We start from the raw sequence: 18,602 nt of genomic DNA on the forward strand, positions 1-18,602 counted from the left end.
AATGGGAGAAATCGGGCTGACGTTTCAATCCCGTCAGGAACGACCGATAGGAGACCGATGACAGCGCACGACACCCTGGATGGGACGGAAGCCCCGCACGAAGGGAGCCAGTCGCATCTCGACCCCCTCGTCGAGATCCGGCTCTGGCATAACCCGTGCTGGTTCTCCTTCCGCATCAACTATTTGGCCCTGCATTTCAACATCCCGATCTACGGCTGGATCGAGCAGTTCCATGGCGTGACCAGGCCCGAATTCGTCGTGCTCTACTCGGTGGGCCTGAAAGCAGGAATCGCCGCGAAGAACATCTGCGGGTCGACCGGTTTTCCGAAGCCGACGATCAGCCGCGCCATTCAGCTGCTCTTGAAGCGAAACCTTCTTCGACGGGAAGTCGACCCGGCGGATCAGCGCAGCTATGTCCTGCATCTCACGGAAGCAGGCCGAACCATCTTCGACGAGGCCATGCCAGTCATGGTCGAGCGCGAGCGCACGATGCTCGCGCGCCTGAGCCCGGCAGAGCGTTCAATGCTCTCCGAACTCCTAGCCAAAGTGGTCGTCGATTCTCCCACTTGGCCAACGTCTATCACTCCAGAGGACCCAGTATGAAGTATTTTGGACATCTCCCACGTGCCATTGCCCTCGCGACGATTCTCACGGCCACGGTGTCGGCCGGAGCGCTGGCGCAGACCCTGACGATCGGCGTGCGCGCCGGCCCAGCCTCGATGGACCCTCACTTCACGGCGGCCGGCACTCACGCCGAGGCTGTGAAGCATGTCTTCGAACCGCTCGTGAAATCGGGAGACAACCTCGAGCTCGAGCCCGGCCTGGCCGAGAGCTGGAAGGCTCTTGACGACACCACATGGGAGTTCAAGCTCCGGCAGGGCGTAAAATTCCATGACGGGTCGGACTTCACCGCCGAGGACGTCAAGTTCTCGATCGAACGTATTCCCAATGTCACGGGTCCCAACCCGACGACCGTCTATGTGCGGCGCGTCAAAGAGGTGAAGATCGTCGATCCGCATACCATCCAGATCAAGACCGACGGCCCCGCCCCCAATCTGCCGAACGATTTCATTCGTCTTTTCGTGGTCTCGAGCAAAGCCGCCAAGGCTTACTCCACCAAGGACACCGCAAACGAGGGCTTCAATACGGGCAAGGCCACGATCGGCACCGGGCCTTACAAGTACGTCTCGTGGACGCCCAAAGAGGAACTGGTCCTCGAGCGTTTCGACGGATACTGGGGCGGCAAGGAGCCGTGGGAAAAGGTTGTCCGTAAGGAAATCCCGAACGACGCGGGCCGCGTGGCACAGCTCAAGGCCGGTCAGCTGGACATCATCGCCAGAGTTCCCTCCTCCGACGTGCCCACCTTGGAGAAGGATTCCAAGCTGCGCGTGACCAAGGCGGACAGCGTCTATCTCTTCCAGCTCGACTTCGACTTCCGTGAGAAGTCCCCGCAGGTCGCGGCCAAGGACGGATCGGCTCTCCCGAAGAACCCCTTCCTCGACTCGAAGGTGCGTGAAGCGTTCGATCTTGCCATTGATCGTGAAACACTGACCGAAATCGCGATGGAAGGGCTGGGCAAGCCCGCTGCGCAGCTCATCACCGACAACATCTTCGGCTACAACAAGTCGATTCAGGTGACGAAGTCCGATCCGAAGCGTGCCAAGGAGCTCCTGAAGGAAGCCGGCTATCCGAACGGATTCAAGGTGACGTTCAGCTTCACGAACGATCGCCTGCAGAGCGACGGCGCGGTGGGTGCGTCCATTGCTCAGATGCTGGCCGGTATCGGGATCGACGCACAGGCGAACGCCGTCCCGGGCGCCGTCTACTTCCCGGCCAAGACACGGGGCGACTACTCCTTCACGATGTCGGGATGGGGCACTCTCACGGGCGAAAGCAACTATACGCTCGCGGCACTGATCCATACCAACAATCCTGAGACGAAGATGGGCGGCTTCAATGTTCGCGGCTACTCCAACCCGGTCATGGACAAGCTGATCGAGGATGCTGCAGCCGAAATGGACAGCGACAAGCGTCGTTCCCTCCTGGAGCAGGCTAACGCCATGGTCGCCAAGGAGCGGCCCAACCTTCCGATCGCATCCATCGTGACAGCCTGGGCGATGCGGAAGGACAAGGTGACGATCGTCCCGCGCGCGGATGAAGATACATTGGCGATGAATATCAAGCCGGTGAAGTAAGACCCTTGTAAACAGGACGAAAGTGGCTCGCGGATCCGACATTCGCGAGCCACCGAAGGCGGTCGGCGGCAGGCGCGCGAATGCTGCCTCGCGCTACCCGAACGACATTCGCAGGCTCTCGTCGCAACGGAGAGCTTCGTCGAACAGCCATATCCCATCCGCTGAGCGGACCAACGATATCGGCCACGACTTTGCCAGAGTGGATGCACAGCGCAACCCGAACCAGCGCATACCGCCAGCGGGCCTGACCATCGTGCAAGCCTCAGGCGACCATTCTATGCATATCTCGGCAATGCTTGATTCCAGGCAACATCCGATTCGGGCGGACCGAATCATCTCACCTTGAAATTTGTCGGCCTGCGAATGCGCTGCGAGCGGGCTAAATGGGGGCAAAAGTTGGCGCTTCAAAAACTTTCTATACGCTCGAAGCTTGTGGGAGCATTCTCGATCCTGCTCCTGCTGCTGATCGGGAGCAGTTCGTTCAGCATCAGAGGTCTGAGCACGCTCAACCAACAAACTGTCGCCGTTGCTGACGAGTGGCTGCCTGGCATTGAGAAGGTAGGAGCGCTCAATGCCGCCGCGGTCGAATATCAATTGACCTTCCTGCGCCACCTTATGGCGCCGGATTCCGACTCCAAGCGGGAGGTTGATGCCGAGCTTGAAGCCAAGGCTAAGGAAATCCTGGAGGCGCGCAAACAATATGAGCAGACCATCACACGCGACGATGTGCGTGCGCTGTATGAAGTCTTCAGCCGTGCGTGGGACACGTTTGAAGTCGAGATGAATGCGGCCATCGGGTTCTCCAGAAACTTTCAGGACTCGAGAGCATCCAACCAGAACATTCAGAAAGTTCGGCCTGCCGCAGTCGATGTCAGGGCCGCACTGGCAAACCTCGTGCAGCTCAACGCGGATCATGCAAGTGATGCAAGCAAGACCGCCGCAGAGGTCTACACGGCGACTCGCGGCATGATCATCGCCATCGTGATCGGAGCGGCTCTTCTGGCCGTTGCCATGTCGTTCCTGATCATTCGCAGCATTGTGCAGGGCATCAAGGACGTAACTGTGCCGATGAACGCGTTGGCTGCCGGTGATCTCTCGGTCTCTGTTCCGTTCCGCGGCGAGAAAATCGAGATGGGCAGGATCGCCGATGCCGTCCAGGTCTTCAAAGAGGCCTTGATCGCGAAGCGAAAGGCCGACGAAGCGGCTGCGCTGGAAGCCGACGCCAAGACGCATCGCGCGCAGATGCTCGACGATCTCACCAAGAGCTTCGAGCAGAATGTCTCCATCCTGACCGATAGTCTTACCACGTCGGCAAGCGAGATGGAGGGGACCGCTCAGTCGATGGCGGCCATTGCCGACCAGACGAATGGTCAAACGGTCACGGCGGCATCGGCCGCCGAGCAGACCTCCGCCAACGTCCAGACTGTGGCCGCGGCCACGGAGGAGCTCTCGATTTCGATCAGGGAAATCGCCAGCCAGGTAATACAATCCTCCCGGATTGCCGAGCAGGCCGTGGCAGATGCTCAGCGCACGAACGATATCGTTCAAACCCTCGTCGCCTCGGCGGAAAAGATCGGCAACGTGATCGCGCTCATCGACAACATTGCGGGCCAGACGAACCTGCTGGCGCTCAACGCCACCATCGAAGCGGCGCGGGCCGGTGAAGCCGGTAAAGGCTTTGCGGTTGTCGCGTCTGAGGTCAAGGAGCTGGCGACCCAGACAACCAAGGCCACTGACGAGATTTCGGTTCAGATCGGATCCGTTCAGCAGGTGACAGGGCAGGCGGTGAGTGCAATTGAGCAGATCGCCAAGACCATTACGGAAATGTCCCAGATATCGGTCTCGATCGCGGCCGCTATGGAAGAGCAGGGAGCCGCCACGGCAGAGATTGCCCGGAACGTGCAGGAGGCGGCCCGCGGCACGGAGCAGGTCACCGGAACTATCACCGATGTCCGCCAGGGCGCCGGCGAGACAGGCTCCGCTGCGTCCAGGGTGCTCTCGGCAGCTCAGGAACTTGCGCGGCAATCCACCAGTCTGGGGCAGGAAGTCAGCTCCTTCCTGGCGGGTGTCAAGGCTGCCTGAACGGGGCAATCAGGCGATACCGGGGCTCGAGGCACATCTGCTTTGAGCCTCGGCCTTCTTTCATGATCGAAGAGTTGTCTGCGCCGAGCACATCTTTGCGGCCATCGGCCAGCGCGCCCACGGCGGACCCCGCCAAGTTGGCGGACGAAAAATCCGAGAACCACTCTCAGTTCGAGCGGCCGTTCCTATTCTGCTGAATGGGAAACGGCATGAGGCTGCGACCACAAGGCGTGCTCCAAGGCCGCCTTTGGAGGAACTCCTCGAGAGCTTGCGCGGACATCGGACGGGCAAAGAAAAAGCCCTGGAGGACATCACACCCGACCGATGCCAGAAACTCGCGCTGTTCTTTCGTTTCGATGCCTTCCGCCGTCACGGTTAAATTCATGGCCCGGCCGACCTCGATCATCTCTTTAATGGCCTTCTGAGCGCTTCCTTGGGACTCGCAGCTCAATCCCGCAACAAAGGACTGGTCGATCTTGATCTTGTCGACGGCAATGTCGTTCAGGCGCTTCAATCCCGAATATCCGGTTCCGAAATCGTCGAGGGCGATTCGAAAACCGCTCTCGCGCAGGAACGCAATCGATCGCCGAGCCGATCCATCTCCGGCAAGGGGCTGATCCTCCGTAATCTCAAACTCGATCTGGCGCGGAAGCGTCCTGCAATTCGCGACAATCCTGACGATCCGTTCGATCAGAATTGGGCGCGTAAAAAGCGTCGGAGACAAATTGACGGCGACGGTCAGTTCAGGATGCCGCTTCGCAAGGAAGCAGGCTTCTCGGAGAACGAAGTCCGTGATCTGCAGGATCTGTCCGGTTTCCTCGGCGATTGGAATGAACACCCGCGGCGGCACGTCCCCGACCCTGGGATGATGCCAGCGCACGAGGGCCTCAACGGCTGAAATCTGATCGTCAGAGACGTTGATCTGAGGCTGATAGACGACAGCCAAACCGTTCCCGGATTGCAGGGCGCAGCCGAGCTCTCGGGCTGGAATGCCGCCCAAGTGGGAATGAATCTCGGAGATCTTCCTCTCAAGGATTTGAAAGTTGATCTCTGTGTCGGTCCGATCCTGAAACAGCACAGGGCACTCGGTAAACGGCAGACTGAGATAGGAAATGGCCTAACCCATTGAAGTGAAAGAGTGCTCTTGCGGCCATTCGACTGGGGAGTGAATTTCGGGCATCGCAGTGCTCTTCACACTTCCTGATTGCTTCTTAAACCCTTCTATCACAAAGCGAGGCGTCGCGCGGGCGGTATAGAAACGTAGTTAATCGTTTCTAACGTCCGAATGGTGTTGCCAAGATAAGGGGCGTCGAGCGTGTTGAGGCGATAATGCCCGCCCCTGGTCCGTGCCGGTATCCCGCAGCAGTATCTCCAATGCGTCGATGAGCGTGATCCTCGCGAGAACCGCTCCGTCACCATCATTCCGGCACCTTTCCAGCATAAGGGCGACCTCGTGGCTGTCGCCCTTTTACGTCGTCCACGCGGATCCCAGGGTAATCAACTCGATTCGAAGAATGGTTTTGCCGATCGGATCATATCCATCTGGCCCGTGCAGGAGAAGCTATTTGGGACCGAAGCTCTCACGCACCTGAACACGGATGCCGGGTCAGGATCCTGACCCGGCATGCGTGCGGCCTGCGCCGCTCTTCGGCGCAGGCCGCTATCGCGATCAGGCGACCCGCTTCAAGACACTGGACAGAGTCTCGACGATGGCATCGATCTGAGAGGTCTCAATGATCAGGGGGGGCGACAGGGCGATGATGTCGCCGGTGACGCGGATCAGCAAGCCTTTCTCGAAGCAGTCGACGAACGCATCGTACGCCCTGGTTCCCGGTGCCCCGGCGCGGCTTTCCAGCTCGATGCCGGCGATGAGACCGATGGTCCGAATATCAATGACATGCGGCAATCCCTTCAAGCTGTGGATCGCGTCGTGCCAGTAGCTCTCGATCTCGGAGGCCCGGGTGAGCAGGTCTTCTTCGCGATAGATGGAGAGCGTCGCCAGTCCCGCAGCGCAGGCCGCCGGATGGCCTGAATAGGTATAGCCATGGAACAGCTCGATCTGATTTTCGGGCCCATGCATCAGTGCGTCGTGAACCTTGCGGCTGGCGAACACGGCGCCCATGGGAATGGCGCCGTTGGTCAGGCCCTTGGCGGTCGTGACGAGGTCCGGAATGACGCCGAAATAGTCGACGGCGAACGGCGCCCCGAGACGTCCGAAGCCGGTGATGACTTCATCGAAGATGAGCAGGATGCCGTGGCGGTCACAGATCGCCCGCAGGCGCTCGAGATAACCCTTCGGCGGGATGAGAACGCCGGTCGAGCCGGCAACCGGCTCGACGATCACGGCCGCAATCGTCTCCGCCCCATGGAGCGCAACGAGACGCTCGAGATCATCGGCGAGTTCAGCGCCATGCTCGGGCTGCCCCTTCACGAAGGCATTGCGGGCAGGGTCATGGGTGTGGCGCAGATGGTCCGCACCGGGAATCTGCGGGAACATGCGGCGGTTGTTGACGATGCCGCCGACCGAAATGCCGCCGAAGCCGACGCCGTGGTAGCCGCGCTCGCGCCCGATCAGGCGGGTTCTCGTGCCCTGGCCGATGGCACGCTGATAAGCAATGGCGATCTTCAGGGCCGTATCGACGGATTCCGATCCGGATCCGGTAAAGAACACTCGGTCGAGACCGGCGCTCGGCCCGCCGGGCGCGATCTCGGCGAGACGCTCCGCAAACTCGAAGGCGATCGGATGTCCCATCTGGAACGAAGGGGCAAAATCCATCGTGGAAAGCTGCTGCCCTACGGCTTCGGCGATCTGGCGGCGGCCGTGACCGGCGTTCACGCACCATAGGCCCGCCGTTCCGTCGAGGATCTGACGGTTGTCGTCGCTCGTGTAGTACATCCCTTCCGCGCTCGCGAGCAGGCGGGGCGAGGCTTTGAACTGGCGGTTTGCCGTGAAGGGCATCCAATAGCTGTCGAGCCGGAAGCTGTTGTGACGTTGAGGTGCATTCATGACCGGGATCCTTTCGATGACGGATCATGGCCATGAGCGAGAGACACCAACAAGTCTTTTTCTTTTGCTTGCTAAGCTATTGATATTGCTAATCCTGATCCCGTGTGTTTGTCTGATATTCAACAACAGCAACACAAGGATCGCGGGGACGGAATGGAATTCGATCTAGGCGGCCGGCTGCGCTATGTTCGGGGGCTTCACAACTTGTCCCAGCGCGAGCTCGCCAGGCGGGCAGGAATCACCAATTCAACGATTTCGCTGATCGAATCCAACCAGACCAACCCTTCCGTCGGCGCGCTTAAGCGCATCCTGGACGGCATCCCGATCGGCCTGGCGGAGTTCTTCGCCCTGGAGCCCGAGAAGCCGAAGCAGGCCTTTTACCGGTCGGATGAGCTGGTTGAGATCGGAAAGGGCAAGATCTCCTACCGTCAGGTCGGAAACAACCTGTTCGGTCGAGCGCTTCAGATCCTCAAGGAGCGATATGAGCCCGGCGCGGATACGGGCAAGATCCCCCTGACGCACCAAGGCGAAGAGGGCGGCATCGTCCTGAGCGGGCGCCTGGAAGTCACCGTCGACGACGAGCGGCGGATCCTCGGGCCGGGCGACGCCTATTATTTCGAAAGCTGGAGACCGCACCGCTTCCGCTGCGTCGGCCCGGTGCCTTGCGAGGTCGTGAGCGCCTGCACGCCGCCGACGTTCTGACCCTTCGTGTCAGAGCGAGGCGCTTCGAACGACGAAACAGCCGTTCATGCGGCCTGGAAGCGCCATTCGTCCCTGTAGCGATCGATGGCGAGATCCGTGTGGGACACCTCCGGGGCCCGGCCCGAGATCAGGTCGGCAAGGACACGGCCGGAGCCGCAGGCCATCGTCCAACCTAGCGTGCCGTGACCGGTATTCGTGTAAAGGTTTCCATACCGGGTCGGACCCACCACGGGCGTGCCGTCCGGCGTCATCGGCCGCAACCCGGTCCAGAAGCTGGCCTGCCCGACGTCGCCCCCCTGAGGGAACAGGTCGGTGACCGAGTGCTCCAGCGTCGCCCGCCGCGGCGCCCTCAGGCGCTGGCTGAAGCCCGCCAGCTCCGCGGTGCCGCCGACCCGGATCCGGTCTCCCAGGCGCGTGATCCCGACCTTGTAGGTCTCGTCCATCACCGTGGACACGGGCGCCGCATCGGGGTTCACGACGGGCATCGTCAGGGAATAGCCCTTCACTGGATAGACCGGCAGATGGATCCCCAGAGGCTTCACCAGCTGGGGCGTATAGCTGCCCATGGCCGCCACATAGGCGTCGGCGGTGAGGATCTCGCCGCCCTCCACCTGAACGCCGGAGATCCGGTCGCCTTCTGTGAGCAGTTTCCGGACGGATGTGCCATATCGGAACTGAACGCCCAGGCTCTCTGCAATCACAGCAAGCCGCTGCGTGAACAGGTGGGCGTCACCGGTCTCGTCGCCGAGAAGACGCAGTCCGCCGGCCACCTTGCTCCTGACGAGGCCCAAGGCCGGTTCGACGGCGACACATCCGGCGGGGTCCAGGATCTCGTAGGGAACCCCATAGGCGTCGAGAACGGCCGTGTCCTCGCCGATTCCGTCGAGCTGCTTTTGCGTGCGGAAGAGCTGGAGCAGCCCCTTCTCCCGGTGGTCGTAGGCGATGCCCGTCTCCTGCCGCAGCTCGCGCAGGCAATCCCGGCTGTATTCGGCCAAGCTGACCATGCGGCTCTTGTTGCGCCGATAGGCCTCCTCGGTGCAATTGGCCAGCATATGGGCAAGCCAGCCCCAGAGGCGCAGCTCGGTGCGCGGCCAGAGCACTAGAGGCCGGTGCTTCATCAGCAGCCACTTCATGGCCTTCACCGGAATGCCCGGAGCGGCCCAGGGCGCGGAATAGCCGGGCGAGACCTGCCCGGCGTTGGCGAAGCTCGTCTCCATGCCGGCGGCGGGCTGGCGGTCCAGCACGGTCACTTCGTGGCCCTGCCTGGCGAGGTAATAGGCGGACGTGACGCCGACGACGCCACTGCCGAGAACGAGAACGCGCATGGTTCGTGACCCTTAGGAATGGATGCGATGGATGTGGTCGCGGGCGCCCGGGCCGACAGCCGTCGTCGGCAGGATCGAACGAGCCAGAGCAAGAGGCGTCGAACGGGAAAGCGGCACGGGAGGCACCTCGGAGGACGATTGAAGGTGACGTAAATCGCCCTGCATTTCCTGCCGAAGCGTCGTAGACTTCGCGTATTTACATGCTCTGGGCATTATAAACTTCGATGGAATCGAACTTTATGCCGTCGCAAACGGTGCCCGACAAATCTTCCGTAACAGAATGAGGAAGGCGCTAAAGATCCGGCGGCTTGATGACGGCCCGGATCGCGAAGCTCGATTGAATGCGGGCGACCCCGGGCAGGCAGGAGAGGACGTCCGTGTGAATGCGCTCGTAGCTCGCCGCGTCTGGAACGGCGACGCGCAGCAGGTAGTCCGAGGACCCGGTCATGAGATAGCACTCCCGGATATCAGGACATTGGCAGGCAGCCTTCTCGAAGCGCCGGAGATACTCGTCTGTCTGCCGCTCCAGGGTGATCTGCACGATCACGACCGTCTCGGTCGTGGCGGCCCTGTCGTTGATCAGGGCGGAGTATCCCCGGATCGTCCCGCTCTCCTCCAGAAGCCGCACCCGGCGCAGGCATGCCGAGGGAGAGAGCCCGACCTTCTCGGCGAGGTCGGCATTCGTGATGCGCCCGTCGGCCCGGAGAATGCTGATGATGCGCTGGTCTATGGCGTCCATGTCGGCTCAAAGGTCGGTTGAGAATCGAACGGCTCCGACGGAGATGCACCATCGCATAGCGCAATCGCCCGTCCAAGGCGACCGGTCTCAGGCCTTGCTCAGGAGATCGGACCGGAAGGACGCGTCGAGGCGCTGCATGAAGCTTTCCGCGCAGCACATGTGCTCGCGCATGATCCGGCTGACGGCGCGGCGATCCTTCGTCCGGAAGGCCGCCACGAGATCCCGGTGACTCGTCACGTTGTGCTGGCCGAAGGCCTCGTGCTCGTCGTAGCGGTCGCTGCGGAACTCGACGAGATCGCGCAGGAGACCGTTCAGGAAGCGGCAGATGAAGGCGAGCAGAGGATTGTCGCAGCTCTCGCAGAGAATGTCGTGGAACTCGATTTCGAGCCGCCGTCCCGCGACGCGGTCGCCGCTGTCGCGGGCTTCGACGCATTGCTCGATATTGGCCTCCAGCCGCGTGAGCTGATCCTCCGTCAGTTGGCCGACGACGCTCTCCGCCAGGGAGACTTCGAGGCTGCGCCGGAGGACGTAGATCTGCTCGAAGTCCAGGACCTGGAAATGGAGGTAGCTGCGCAGTTGCTGCATGGCCGCGTCGATGGAGACGGGCTGGATCTCGGCGCCGCCGTTCGGGCCGGTCTGCATCTTGACGAGCCCCTGCACCTCGAGGGCCTTCAGGGCTTCGCGCAGCGTGCCTTTCGCGCAGCCATAATGCTGCATCAGCGTCTTCTCGTTGGGCAGCCGGTCGCCCGGTTTCAGGCCCTCGCGCGCAATCCAGCGCCTCAGATCCTCGGCGATCTGGTCCGAGAGCTTCGTGCGCTGCATCCGTCCGCGCCCGCGGGCCGGAAGGCCTTCCTTGTCGCTTGTCATGGTTGCACCGCCTCAGGCCTCCAGGGGATGTCTTCCTGGAGAGGGTATATCGGACGGGCGAGCTTTTCGAAACGGAATAACTTGTAATCCGAACTCGTCACGCCGCGGCTCGCACATTCGACGACCGCCCTGGCGACGGGCTCGAAGACCGGGCGGCAATACATGCGCGATTTCAGGATCAGATAGCGGCACGCGCGAGGGTCGAGGCCGACGCTGGTGAACACGGCAAGATCCCACGGCTCGTGGGGAAGCTCGGTCACGAGCACCCGCGCCCGGCCGGTATCCAGAACGGCGGCACGCCCCATGGAGCAGCGCATGCCCGTATAGGTCGGCCCGCTGATCGTGTAGTCCCCGTCGCCGAGGACCTGCACGACCCCGTCAAGCTCCAGCGGGCGCTTCCACACGCCGATGCGGGGCATGGCCACCCGGTTGCCGATTGCGAGCGTGACCCGCGCGCCGACGCCCGCCGCCATCATGGCCGCCACGGCGTCGGGATCGCAGATCGGGCCCGCGACGATGTCGTCGAGCCCCTGCTCCAGCGCCTCGCCGAGCACGTCCATGGTATCGCAGGTGCCGCCCGACATGCAGTTGTCGCCGTGATCGAGCAGAAGCACAGGACCCTGCCCTGCTCTCCCGGCGGCCGCCCGCGCGGCCATGATCGAACGGGACAGCGGCTCCTCGTGATACACGAACTCGGCCCGGCGCTCCCACAGGAGCCGGCCGACGTCGCGAGCGGCCTCTACCGCGAGATCGGCCGATTCCGCGATCGCGATCACCGACACGCCGGCCTCGGGGATATCGGCGATGGGAAAGCCGCCGAAGACGCTGACCGCAAGCACGCCGGGCCGCGCCTCCGCCTCTCGCGCGGCAAAAATCGCATCCTGCATGGCGCCGGGAATGCCGGTATTCATCCTCAGGGTATGGGCCAACTGCGGCGGATGGCACCACGCGCGCTGCGGCGCGAGCCGACCGTCGAGCATGCGCCCGACGAGCCGGGCCACATGGGCGCCTGTCTCGGCCATGTCCACATGAGGATAGGTCTTGAAGCCGACGAGCACGTCGGCGTTGGCGACCATGCGCGCGGTGATGTTGCCGTGGAGGTCGAGCGCAACGCCGACCGGCACATCCGGCGCGACGGCGCGGATACGCGCGAGAAGCTCGCCCTCGCCGTCATCGAGGCTCTCCGTCACCATCGCGCCGTGAAGATCGAGAAGGACGGCGTCGCATCCCTGACTGACGGCATCGACGATAGCGGCCGCCATGGCCTCGAAAGCGTCGTCAGCGACAGGGCCGCTCGGGTTGGCGGTCGCGAAGACAGGCGTGGAGGCTTCCGCACCCCGCTCCTCCGCGAAGGCCAGGAACGCGCCCATGGCCGTGCTCGAACCTTCGCCTGCCTGAAGGGCATCCCGACCCCAGCGGGGATTGAACGATGCAAGCGGCGTCGGCACTGGCGAGAACGTATTGGTTTCATGATTCATGCGGGCGACAACGAAGCGCATGCCAGTCTATCCTTGTGAAGGCGCTGCCCCGCGCCGATGGGTTTTTGCATCCCGGCAAGCCGCGAGCGGCCTTCCGATGCGTGTCAGCTTGGGCGCTCCGCCCCGCGCCCGTCATAGTCGAGAACCGCGCCGAGGAGCACCTGCGCTCCCGCTGCGCATTCCGAAAAGGAGGTGCTTTCCTCCTCGTTGTGGCTCAGCCCACCCGCGCAGGGCACGAAGATCATGGCGGTCGGCGCGACGCGGGCGATATAGGCCGCGTCGTGACCGGCACCCGAAATCATGGCGCGGGCCGGATATCCCGCCGCCTGCGCGCTCCTGCGTACGGAAGCGAGGCAACCGGCGTCGAACCTGACGGCGGGCGATTCCCAGACTTTCCTGACTTCCACGACAAGAGCGCCCTTGGCGGCCATCCCGTCGACGGCAGCCATGAGCTTCTGTTCCATGGCGTCGAGGACGCCGTCCTCCGGATGGCGGAAATCGACCGTGAAGAATACATGCCCCGGAACGACGTTTCGCGAATTGGGCTGAACCTCGATCAGCCCCACGGAACCCACGGCCGAAGGCGCATGCTCCAGGGCGATGGCCTCGATCCGGTCGATAAGCCGTGCCGCGCCCACGAGGGCGTCGCGCCGCATGGGCATCGGCGTCGAACCCGTATGGGCCTCTCGGCCCGTGACGGAAATCTCGTACCAGCGCATGCCCTGGACGCCTTCGACGATCCCGACGACCTTTTCCTCCTGTTCGAGGATGGGGCCCTGTTCGATATGCAGCTCGAACATCGCCCCGAACGTGACCGACCCCGCCCTGGCGTCGCCGCGATAGCCGATCGCCTCGATGGCCTCGCCGAAGGTGACGCCCTGGCGATCCTCCCGGCTGTCCGCATAGGCCCGGTCGAAGACGCCCGCATAGACGCCCGATCCCAGCATCGCGGGCGCGAAGCGCGATCCCTCCTCGTTAGTCCAGTTCACCAGCATGAGGGGCGCGTTCGTCTCGTAGCCGGCGTCGTGCAGGGTCTCGAGGATTTCGAGGCCGCCGAGCACCCCGAGGATCCCGTCGAACTTTCCGCCGGTCGGCTGGGTGTCGAGGTGGCTTCCGATCGCAATGGGAGGAAGATCGGCGCGCCTGCCGGGCCGCAGGGCGAACATGTTGCCGACCTCGTCGACCGTCACGGTGCAGCCGAGCCTCTCGCATTCACGTTTGAGCCAGTCGCGTACCTGCCTGTCGGTTTCCGTCAGGGTCAGACGGGACACGCCGCCCTTCGGCGTACCGCCGATCCGGGCGGTGTCCATCAAACGGTCCCAGAGGCGCTGGGCATCGATCTGGAGATTTGAAGTCATTCGCTTTACCAAAACGCGGGGATCAATGGGCCTTCACGCCCAGATAGCGGTCCTTCGTCGCCTCGTCGGCCGCGAACTCGGCATGGGTGCCGTGATAGGCGACCCGGCCGAGTTCCAGGATGTAGTGGCGGTCGGCGAGCTCGGTGCAGACGGCGAGATTCTGCTCGACGAGCAGGATCGGGATCCCGGTCGCGCGGATCTTCCTGATCTGGTCGACGATTTCATCGACGATCACGGGCGCCAGCCCTTCGACGGGTTCGTCCAGCATCAGGAGTTTGGGCGCGTTGAGAAGGGCGCGCGCGATGGCCAGCATCTGCTGCTCGCCGCCGGAGAGTTGGCCGCCGCCGTTGCGGCGCCGCTCTTCGAGACGCGGAAAGATCGCATACACGTCCTTCAGCGACCAGGGAGAGCCCTTGCGCTCCGCGATGCGCAAATTCTCCTCGACGCTGAGAAGGCCGAAGATGCCGCGATTCTCGGGCACGAGGGCGAGACCGCGCTGCGCGATCTTGTGAGGACGCCATCCCGTGATGTCCGTTCCCGCGAAGCGCACCCGCCCGGCGCTGGGCGACAGCAGGCCGCTGATGCTCTTCAGGGTCGAGGTCTTTCCGGCGCCGTTCCGGCCGAGCAGCGTCACGACCTCGCCGGCCCGCACCTCGAGCGTGACACCTTGCAGAATATGGCTCTTGCCGTAATAGCCGTGCACGTTTTCGATTTCGAGCAATGCCGAACTCATGCGAGATCACCCGTGATCATGTTGCCGAGATAGGCACGCCGCACTTCTGGATCGTCCCGCACCAGGACAGGCGGTCCCTCCACCAGCACGCGGCCCGCGCGCATGACCGTCACGGTGTCGCTGATGTTCATGACGATGCCCATGTTGTGCTCGATGAAGAGCACCGTATGGTCGCGGCCCAGATCGCGGATCAGCGCCTTCATGGCCTCGACGTCGTCGATTCCCATTCCCGATGTCGGCTCGTCGAGCAGGATCAGCCCCGGCTTCGCGGCGACCGCCATGCCGACCTCGAGCCGCCGTTGCTGCCCGTGCGAGAGTTCGCCCGCCGCCCGGTCCGAGACATGAGTCAGCTCCAGGCGCTCCATGACCTCGTCGGCGATGGCGAGGGCGTTGCCGTGCGGATCGACTCCGCGCCAGGGCGCGAGCGCCTGCAGGGGCGCGCGCCCCTGCGCCGCCAGACGCAGATTCTCGCGGACGCTCAGGTTCTGGAAAAGGCTCGTCACCTGGAAGGAGCGCGCGATACCAAGGGGCACTCTCTTGTCGTCCGAGAGATGCGTGATGTCGCGCCCGTTGAGAGTGATCCGTCCGCTCGAGGCCCGCACACGGCCGGTGAGGGCGTGGAACAGGGTGGTTTTTCCCGCGCCGTTCGGGCCGATCACGGAATGGATCGTGTTCGGCCGAATGGTCAGCGTGACGTCCGAGAGCGCAACGAAACTGCCGTAGCGGACGCCGAGCTTGTCGGCCGCAAGGATGGGAGGCCGGGCGCTCATAGGCTCCTCCCCTCGGATTCGGGCTGGGACGAGTCGCGGCCGCTGCGCAGCGTCTCGACGAGCCGCTCGATGAGCCCCCACAGGCCCTTCTGCATGAAGAGCGCCACCGCAATGAGAAGCCCGCCGAGAAGGAGAAGCCAGCGCGGCCAGATCGATGAGAGCAGATCCGAGACGATCACGTAGAACCCGGCTCCCAGCACGGACGCGAACAGGTTGCCGCTGCCGCCGATGATCGTCATGATCAGGATGCTCTCGCTCATGTGGTACTCGATGTTCGACAGGGGCGCGACGCCGATGAGGAGCGCATGAAGCGCTCCGGCAAGGCCCGTCACCGCGCCGGAGACCGCGAAGGCCGTGAGCTTGAAGAGCCGGACGGGAAAGCCGATCGCGCGTGCACGCTCCTCGTTGTCGCGCACCGCCAGCAGGGTGCGCCCGAAGGTGGAGCCCGCGACCCGTTGCAGGGCCGCGAAGACGACCAGGAAGAGCACCGCCACGAAGGCGTAATAGGCCCAGGAATTCTGCAGCGGGAGCGGTCCGATGGCGGGCCGGGGAATGTTGAGCAGACCGTTGTCGCCGCCCGTGATGTCCTTGAACGTGTAGGCCAGGAAGTAGAAGAACTGCGAGAAGGCGAGCGTCAGCATGACGAAATAGACGCCCTGCCGGCGAATCGAGAGCCAGCCGACGCCCATGGCCGCGACGGCGCCTGCAAGCCCTGAGAGCGCGAGCGCGAAGCCGAGCGGAAGCGAGGTATGCAGCAAGGTCAGGCCGACCGCATAGCTCCCGAGTCCGAAGAAGATTCCCTGGCCGAAGGACAGAAGGCCCGTATAGCCGAGGAGAAGATTGCAAGCGGCCGCCGCCATGGCGAAGATCAGCACCTCGGACGCGAGCGTGCCCGACCGCATGAAGAGCGGGAGCGCGAGCGCCACGAGAGCGGCGAGCAGGAAGTGAAAAGACGCGCGATTCATCATGGCATCCCTCACGCGCGTCCGAGCAGGCCGCGCGGCATCGTCAGGATGACGAGCCCCATGCCGAGATAGATCATCAGGCGGGCGCCCTCGGGCCAGAGTGTCGTCATGACGCTCTGCACGATTCCCACCAGAAGGCCCGCGATGAGCGCGCCCGTGTAGCTGCCCATGCCGCCGATGACGACGACAACGAAGGCGATGCCGAGCGCCTCGACTCCCATGAAGGGCTCGACGCCGCGGATCGGCGCCGCAAGTGCCCCGGCAAGGCCCGCGAGACCCGCGCCGAGCGCGAAGACTGCCGTGTTCACCCGCAGGATGTCGATGCCGAGCAGCGACACCATGTCGGTCGATTCCGAGCCCGCGCGCACCACTGCGCCGAGCCGCGTTCCCTCCAGGAGCCACCAGAGCCCGAGCGCCAGCACGAGGGTCAGGCCGATGACGAAGAGGCGGTATTGCGGATAGATGAAGTCGCCCAGAATGACGACGCCGCTCAGCGTATCCGGAGTCGAGACGTTGCCGCCTACCGGGCCCCACAGGATGATGACAAGTTCCTGCACCATCAGAGCGAGACCGACGGTCACGAGGATATGGAACGTATGCGGCAGATGATAGATGCGCCGCAGGAGCACGGCTTCCGTGAGGGCCGCGAGCGCCCCGACGATGATCGGTGCCACAAGAAGCGCCGCCCAGAAATTCACGCCGCGTTCGGTCATGTCATAAACGAGATAGGCGCCCAGAAGATAGAATGCGCCGTGGGCGAAATTCACGAAATGAAGCAGCCCGAAGATGATGCTCAATCCCACCGCGAGCAGGAAGTAGAGCATTCCCAGGCCGATGCCGTTCACCAGCTGAAACAGATAAATCACGCAGGCACCTGACGTTGGAGCCGATTAATCTTCGCAAGAGAAAGGGGACGGCCGCGTGCCGTCCCGGCCGATGGTCAGGCCATCTTGCACTGGGCTTGTTCCGGAGTCTGGAACGACTGGCCGAAGCTGATGATGTCGGCGTAGTCGTCCTTGTCCTTCATGGCGCTCTTGGCCTTGCCCTTCAGGAGGTAATAGTTCTTGATCACCTGATGGTCGGCGGCGCGGATCTCCTCGTCGCCGGTGAGGCCGGCATATTTCATGCCTTCCATCGCCTTGACGACCGCCTCACCTTCCGTGCTCCCTGCCTTCGCGGCCGCGTCGATCAGGATCTTCGTGGTCAGATAGGCGCTTGCGAAGGCGTAGTTCGGATTCATCTTGTGCTTGGCCTGCACCTTGGCGACCAGCTCGCGGTTGAAGGGCGAGTCGATGCCGTGCCAGTACTGTGCGCCGAAATAGACGCCCTCCATCAGGTCGGGCCCGAGGGTCTCGAACTGCTCGAGGCCGGATGCCCACGCGAGCAGGATCGTCATGCGCTTCTTCATGCCGAAGCTGACGGCCTGGCGCAGGGTGTCGGAGGATTGCGAGCCGAAATTGAGGATGAGGAGCGCGTCGGGCTTCGCCGCCATGGCGTTGGTCAGGTAGCCGCTGAACTCCTTCTCGGTGAGCGAGTGGTAGCTGTTGCCGACATGCTCGATCCCCTTCTCCTTGAAGATCGCCTTCGCGGCGTTGAGCAGGCCGTCGCCGAACACGTATTGCGGCGTGATCGTGTACCAGCGCTTGGCGTTCGGCAATTGCTCGACGAGCGGGCGCACGGTCTGCTCGATGGCCCCGAAGGTCGGCACGCTCCACCGGAACGTACCTTTGTTGCACTCGGAGCCGGTGATCTCGTCGGCGCCGGCCGTCGTGATGAAGACGCCCTTGCCCTTCGCGACTTCCTTGCCCATGGCGAGGGCCTCGGATGACAGGATGCCACCGGCAAACAGCGTCGAGCCGCGCTCCATCGCCTCCTGCACCTTGCGCACCGCCGTCGCGGGCTTTCCTTCCGTGTCGATCTCCTGATAGGCGAGCTTGCGGTCGAGAATCTGGCCGACTTCCTCGATGATCATGGCGGTGCCCATGGAGCCGAACTTGCCGTTGGCCGCGAAGGGACCCGACATCGGCAGAGGGGCCCCGATAGTGATGGCATCGCCAGCCGCGAAGGCCGGGCGAAGCCCGGCGGGCAGGAACAGCGAGCCCGCGCTCAGGCAGGACAGTTTCAGGAGATCACGACGGTTGAGCATGGATACCTCTGGGATATTTATTTATTCTATTTATACGTATAATTATCATAGAATGCGGGGTGTCAAGGGGGCCCCAGAGCGGATCGGCAGGATCGGGAGACCGGAAGCGCATCCGGAATGCCCGGGCAGAGCCCGGCGCTGTGCCACGGGGCGCCCGAGGCTATCGCGAGGGTAAGGACAAAGAGATGATTCCACGCACGTGGAGCAGGCCCTGGCGGAATTCGCCGCGAAGCCC

16 protein-coding genes are annotated in these 18,602 nt (G+C 63.2%); 4 read left to right on the plus strand and 12 right to left on the minus strand.

What is annotated here, in order from left to right; all coding sequences use genetic code 11:
* Nucleotides 1-57: 57 nt before the first annotated feature.
* The 3 genes from AB8841_RS07240 (at nt 58) to AB8841_RS07250 (ending at nt 4,277) form a co-directional block, all read left to right on the plus strand.
* Entirely contained in the window at nt 58-603 is a 546-nt protein-coding gene (locus AB8841_RS07240; protein ID WP_370435114.1) for a MarR family winged helix-turn-helix transcriptional regulator, read from the plus strand.
* Complete coding sequence (locus tag AB8841_RS07245; protein WP_370435115.1) at nt 600-2,195, plus strand: ABC transporter substrate-binding protein; 1,596 nt, start codon at nt 600-602, stop codon at nt 2,193-2,195. The genes AB8841_RS07240 and AB8841_RS07245 overlap by 4 nt, the downstream gene beginning before the upstream one ends.
* 363 nt (nt 2,196-2,558) lie before the next feature.
* Entirely contained in the window at nt 2,559-4,277 is a 1,719-nt protein-coding gene (locus AB8841_RS07250) for a methyl-accepting chemotaxis protein (protein WP_370435116.1), read from the plus strand.
* A 166-nt stretch (nt 4,278-4,443) separates the two neighbouring features.
* Here AB8841_RS07250 and AB8841_RS07255 read toward each other — a convergent pair whose 3' ends face one another.
* Both AB8841_RS07255 and AB8841_RS07260 read right to left on the minus strand, forming a co-directional pair.
* Nucleotides 4,444-5,355 carry an EAL domain-containing protein gene (locus AB8841_RS07255; RefSeq protein ID WP_370435117.1) on the minus strand — a complete coding sequence of 304 codons (912 nt, stop codon included), beginning with the start codon at nt 5,353-5,355 and terminating at the stop codon, nt 4,444-4,446.
* A 591-nt stretch (nt 5,356-5,946) separates the two neighbouring features.
* Nucleotides 5,947-7,284, minus strand: a complete 1,338-nt coding sequence (locus AB8841_RS07260) for an aspartate aminotransferase family protein (protein ID WP_370435118.1) — start codon at nt 7,282-7,284, stop codon at nt 5,947-5,949.
* 153 nt (nt 7,285-7,437) lie between these two features.
* Here AB8841_RS07260 and AB8841_RS07265 point away from each other — a divergent pair, with 153 nt between their 5' ends.
* Nucleotides 7,438-7,986: a cupin domain-containing protein gene (locus AB8841_RS07265; RefSeq protein WP_370435119.1), complete on the plus strand. Its 549-nt coding sequence runs from the start codon at nt 7,438-7,440 to the stop codon at nt 7,984-7,986.
* Nucleotides 7,987-8,030: 44 nt separating this feature from the next.
* Here AB8841_RS07265 and AB8841_RS07270 read toward each other — a convergent pair whose 3' ends face one another.
* From AB8841_RS07270 to AB8841_RS07315, 10 genes are all read right to left on the minus strand, one after another.
* Complete coding sequence (locus tag AB8841_RS07270) at nt 8,031-9,311, minus strand: D-amino acid dehydrogenase (protein ID WP_370435120.1); 1,281 nt, start codon at nt 9,309-9,311, stop codon at nt 8,031-8,033.
* Between the two features lie 292 nt (nt 9,312-9,603).
* On the minus strand, nt 9,604-10,050 hold the full coding sequence (locus AB8841_RS07275; RefSeq protein ID WP_370435121.1) for an Lrp/AsnC family transcriptional regulator: 447 nt from the start codon (nt 10,048-10,050) through the stop codon (nt 9,604-9,606).
* Between the two features lie 87 nt (nt 10,051-10,137).
* Nucleotides 10,138-10,917, minus strand: coding sequence for a FadR/GntR family transcriptional regulator (locus tag AB8841_RS07280; protein ID WP_370435122.1), 780 nt, complete (start codon nt 10,915-10,917; stop codon nt 10,138-10,140).
* A complete protein-coding gene (locus AB8841_RS07285) occupies nt 10,914-12,416 on the minus strand; it encodes a M81 family metallopeptidase (protein WP_370435123.1) in 1,503 nt (500 codons plus the stop codon). The genes AB8841_RS07280 and AB8841_RS07285 overlap by 4 nt, the downstream gene beginning before the upstream one ends.
* A gap of 83 nt (nt 12,417-12,499) precedes the next feature.
* Nucleotides 12,500-13,753, minus strand: a complete 1,254-nt coding sequence (locus AB8841_RS07290) for a Zn-dependent hydrolase (protein ID WP_370435124.1) — start codon at nt 13,751-13,753, stop codon at nt 12,500-12,502.
* Nucleotides 13,754-13,775: 22 nt separating this feature from the next.
* Nucleotides 13,776-14,486: an ABC transporter ATP-binding protein gene (locus AB8841_RS07295; protein ID WP_370435125.1), complete on the minus strand. Its 711-nt coding sequence runs from the start codon at nt 14,484-14,486 to the stop codon at nt 13,776-13,778.
* Complete coding sequence (locus tag AB8841_RS07300; RefSeq protein ID WP_370435126.1) at nt 14,483-15,256, minus strand: ABC transporter ATP-binding protein; 774 nt, start codon at nt 15,254-15,256, stop codon at nt 14,483-14,485. Before AB8841_RS07300 ends, AB8841_RS07295 begins: the two co-directional genes overlap by 4 nt.
* Nucleotides 15,253-16,224, minus strand: coding sequence for a branched-chain amino acid ABC transporter permease (locus AB8841_RS07305; RefSeq protein ID WP_370435127.1), 972 nt, complete (start codon nt 16,222-16,224; stop codon nt 15,253-15,255). The genes AB8841_RS07300 and AB8841_RS07305 overlap by 4 nt, the downstream gene beginning before the upstream one ends.
* Nucleotides 16,225-16,232: 8 nt before the next feature.
* Nucleotides 16,233-17,087 carry a branched-chain amino acid ABC transporter permease gene (locus tag AB8841_RS07310; RefSeq protein WP_370435128.1) on the minus strand — a complete coding sequence of 285 codons (855 nt, stop codon included), beginning with the start codon at nt 17,085-17,087 and terminating at the stop codon, nt 16,233-16,235.
* Between the two features lie 74 nt (nt 17,088-17,161).
* On the minus strand, nt 17,162-18,367 hold the full coding sequence (locus tag AB8841_RS07315) for an ABC transporter substrate-binding protein (protein ID WP_370435129.1): 1,206 nt from the start codon (nt 18,365-18,367) through the stop codon (nt 17,162-17,164).
* Nucleotides 18,368-18,602 lie beyond the last annotated feature (235 nt).

The organism is Microvirga sp. TS319 (assembly GCF_041276405.1).
In the GTDB taxonomy this organism is placed as follows: Bacteria; Pseudomonadota; Alphaproteobacteria; order Rhizobiales; family Beijerinckiaceae; genus Microvirga.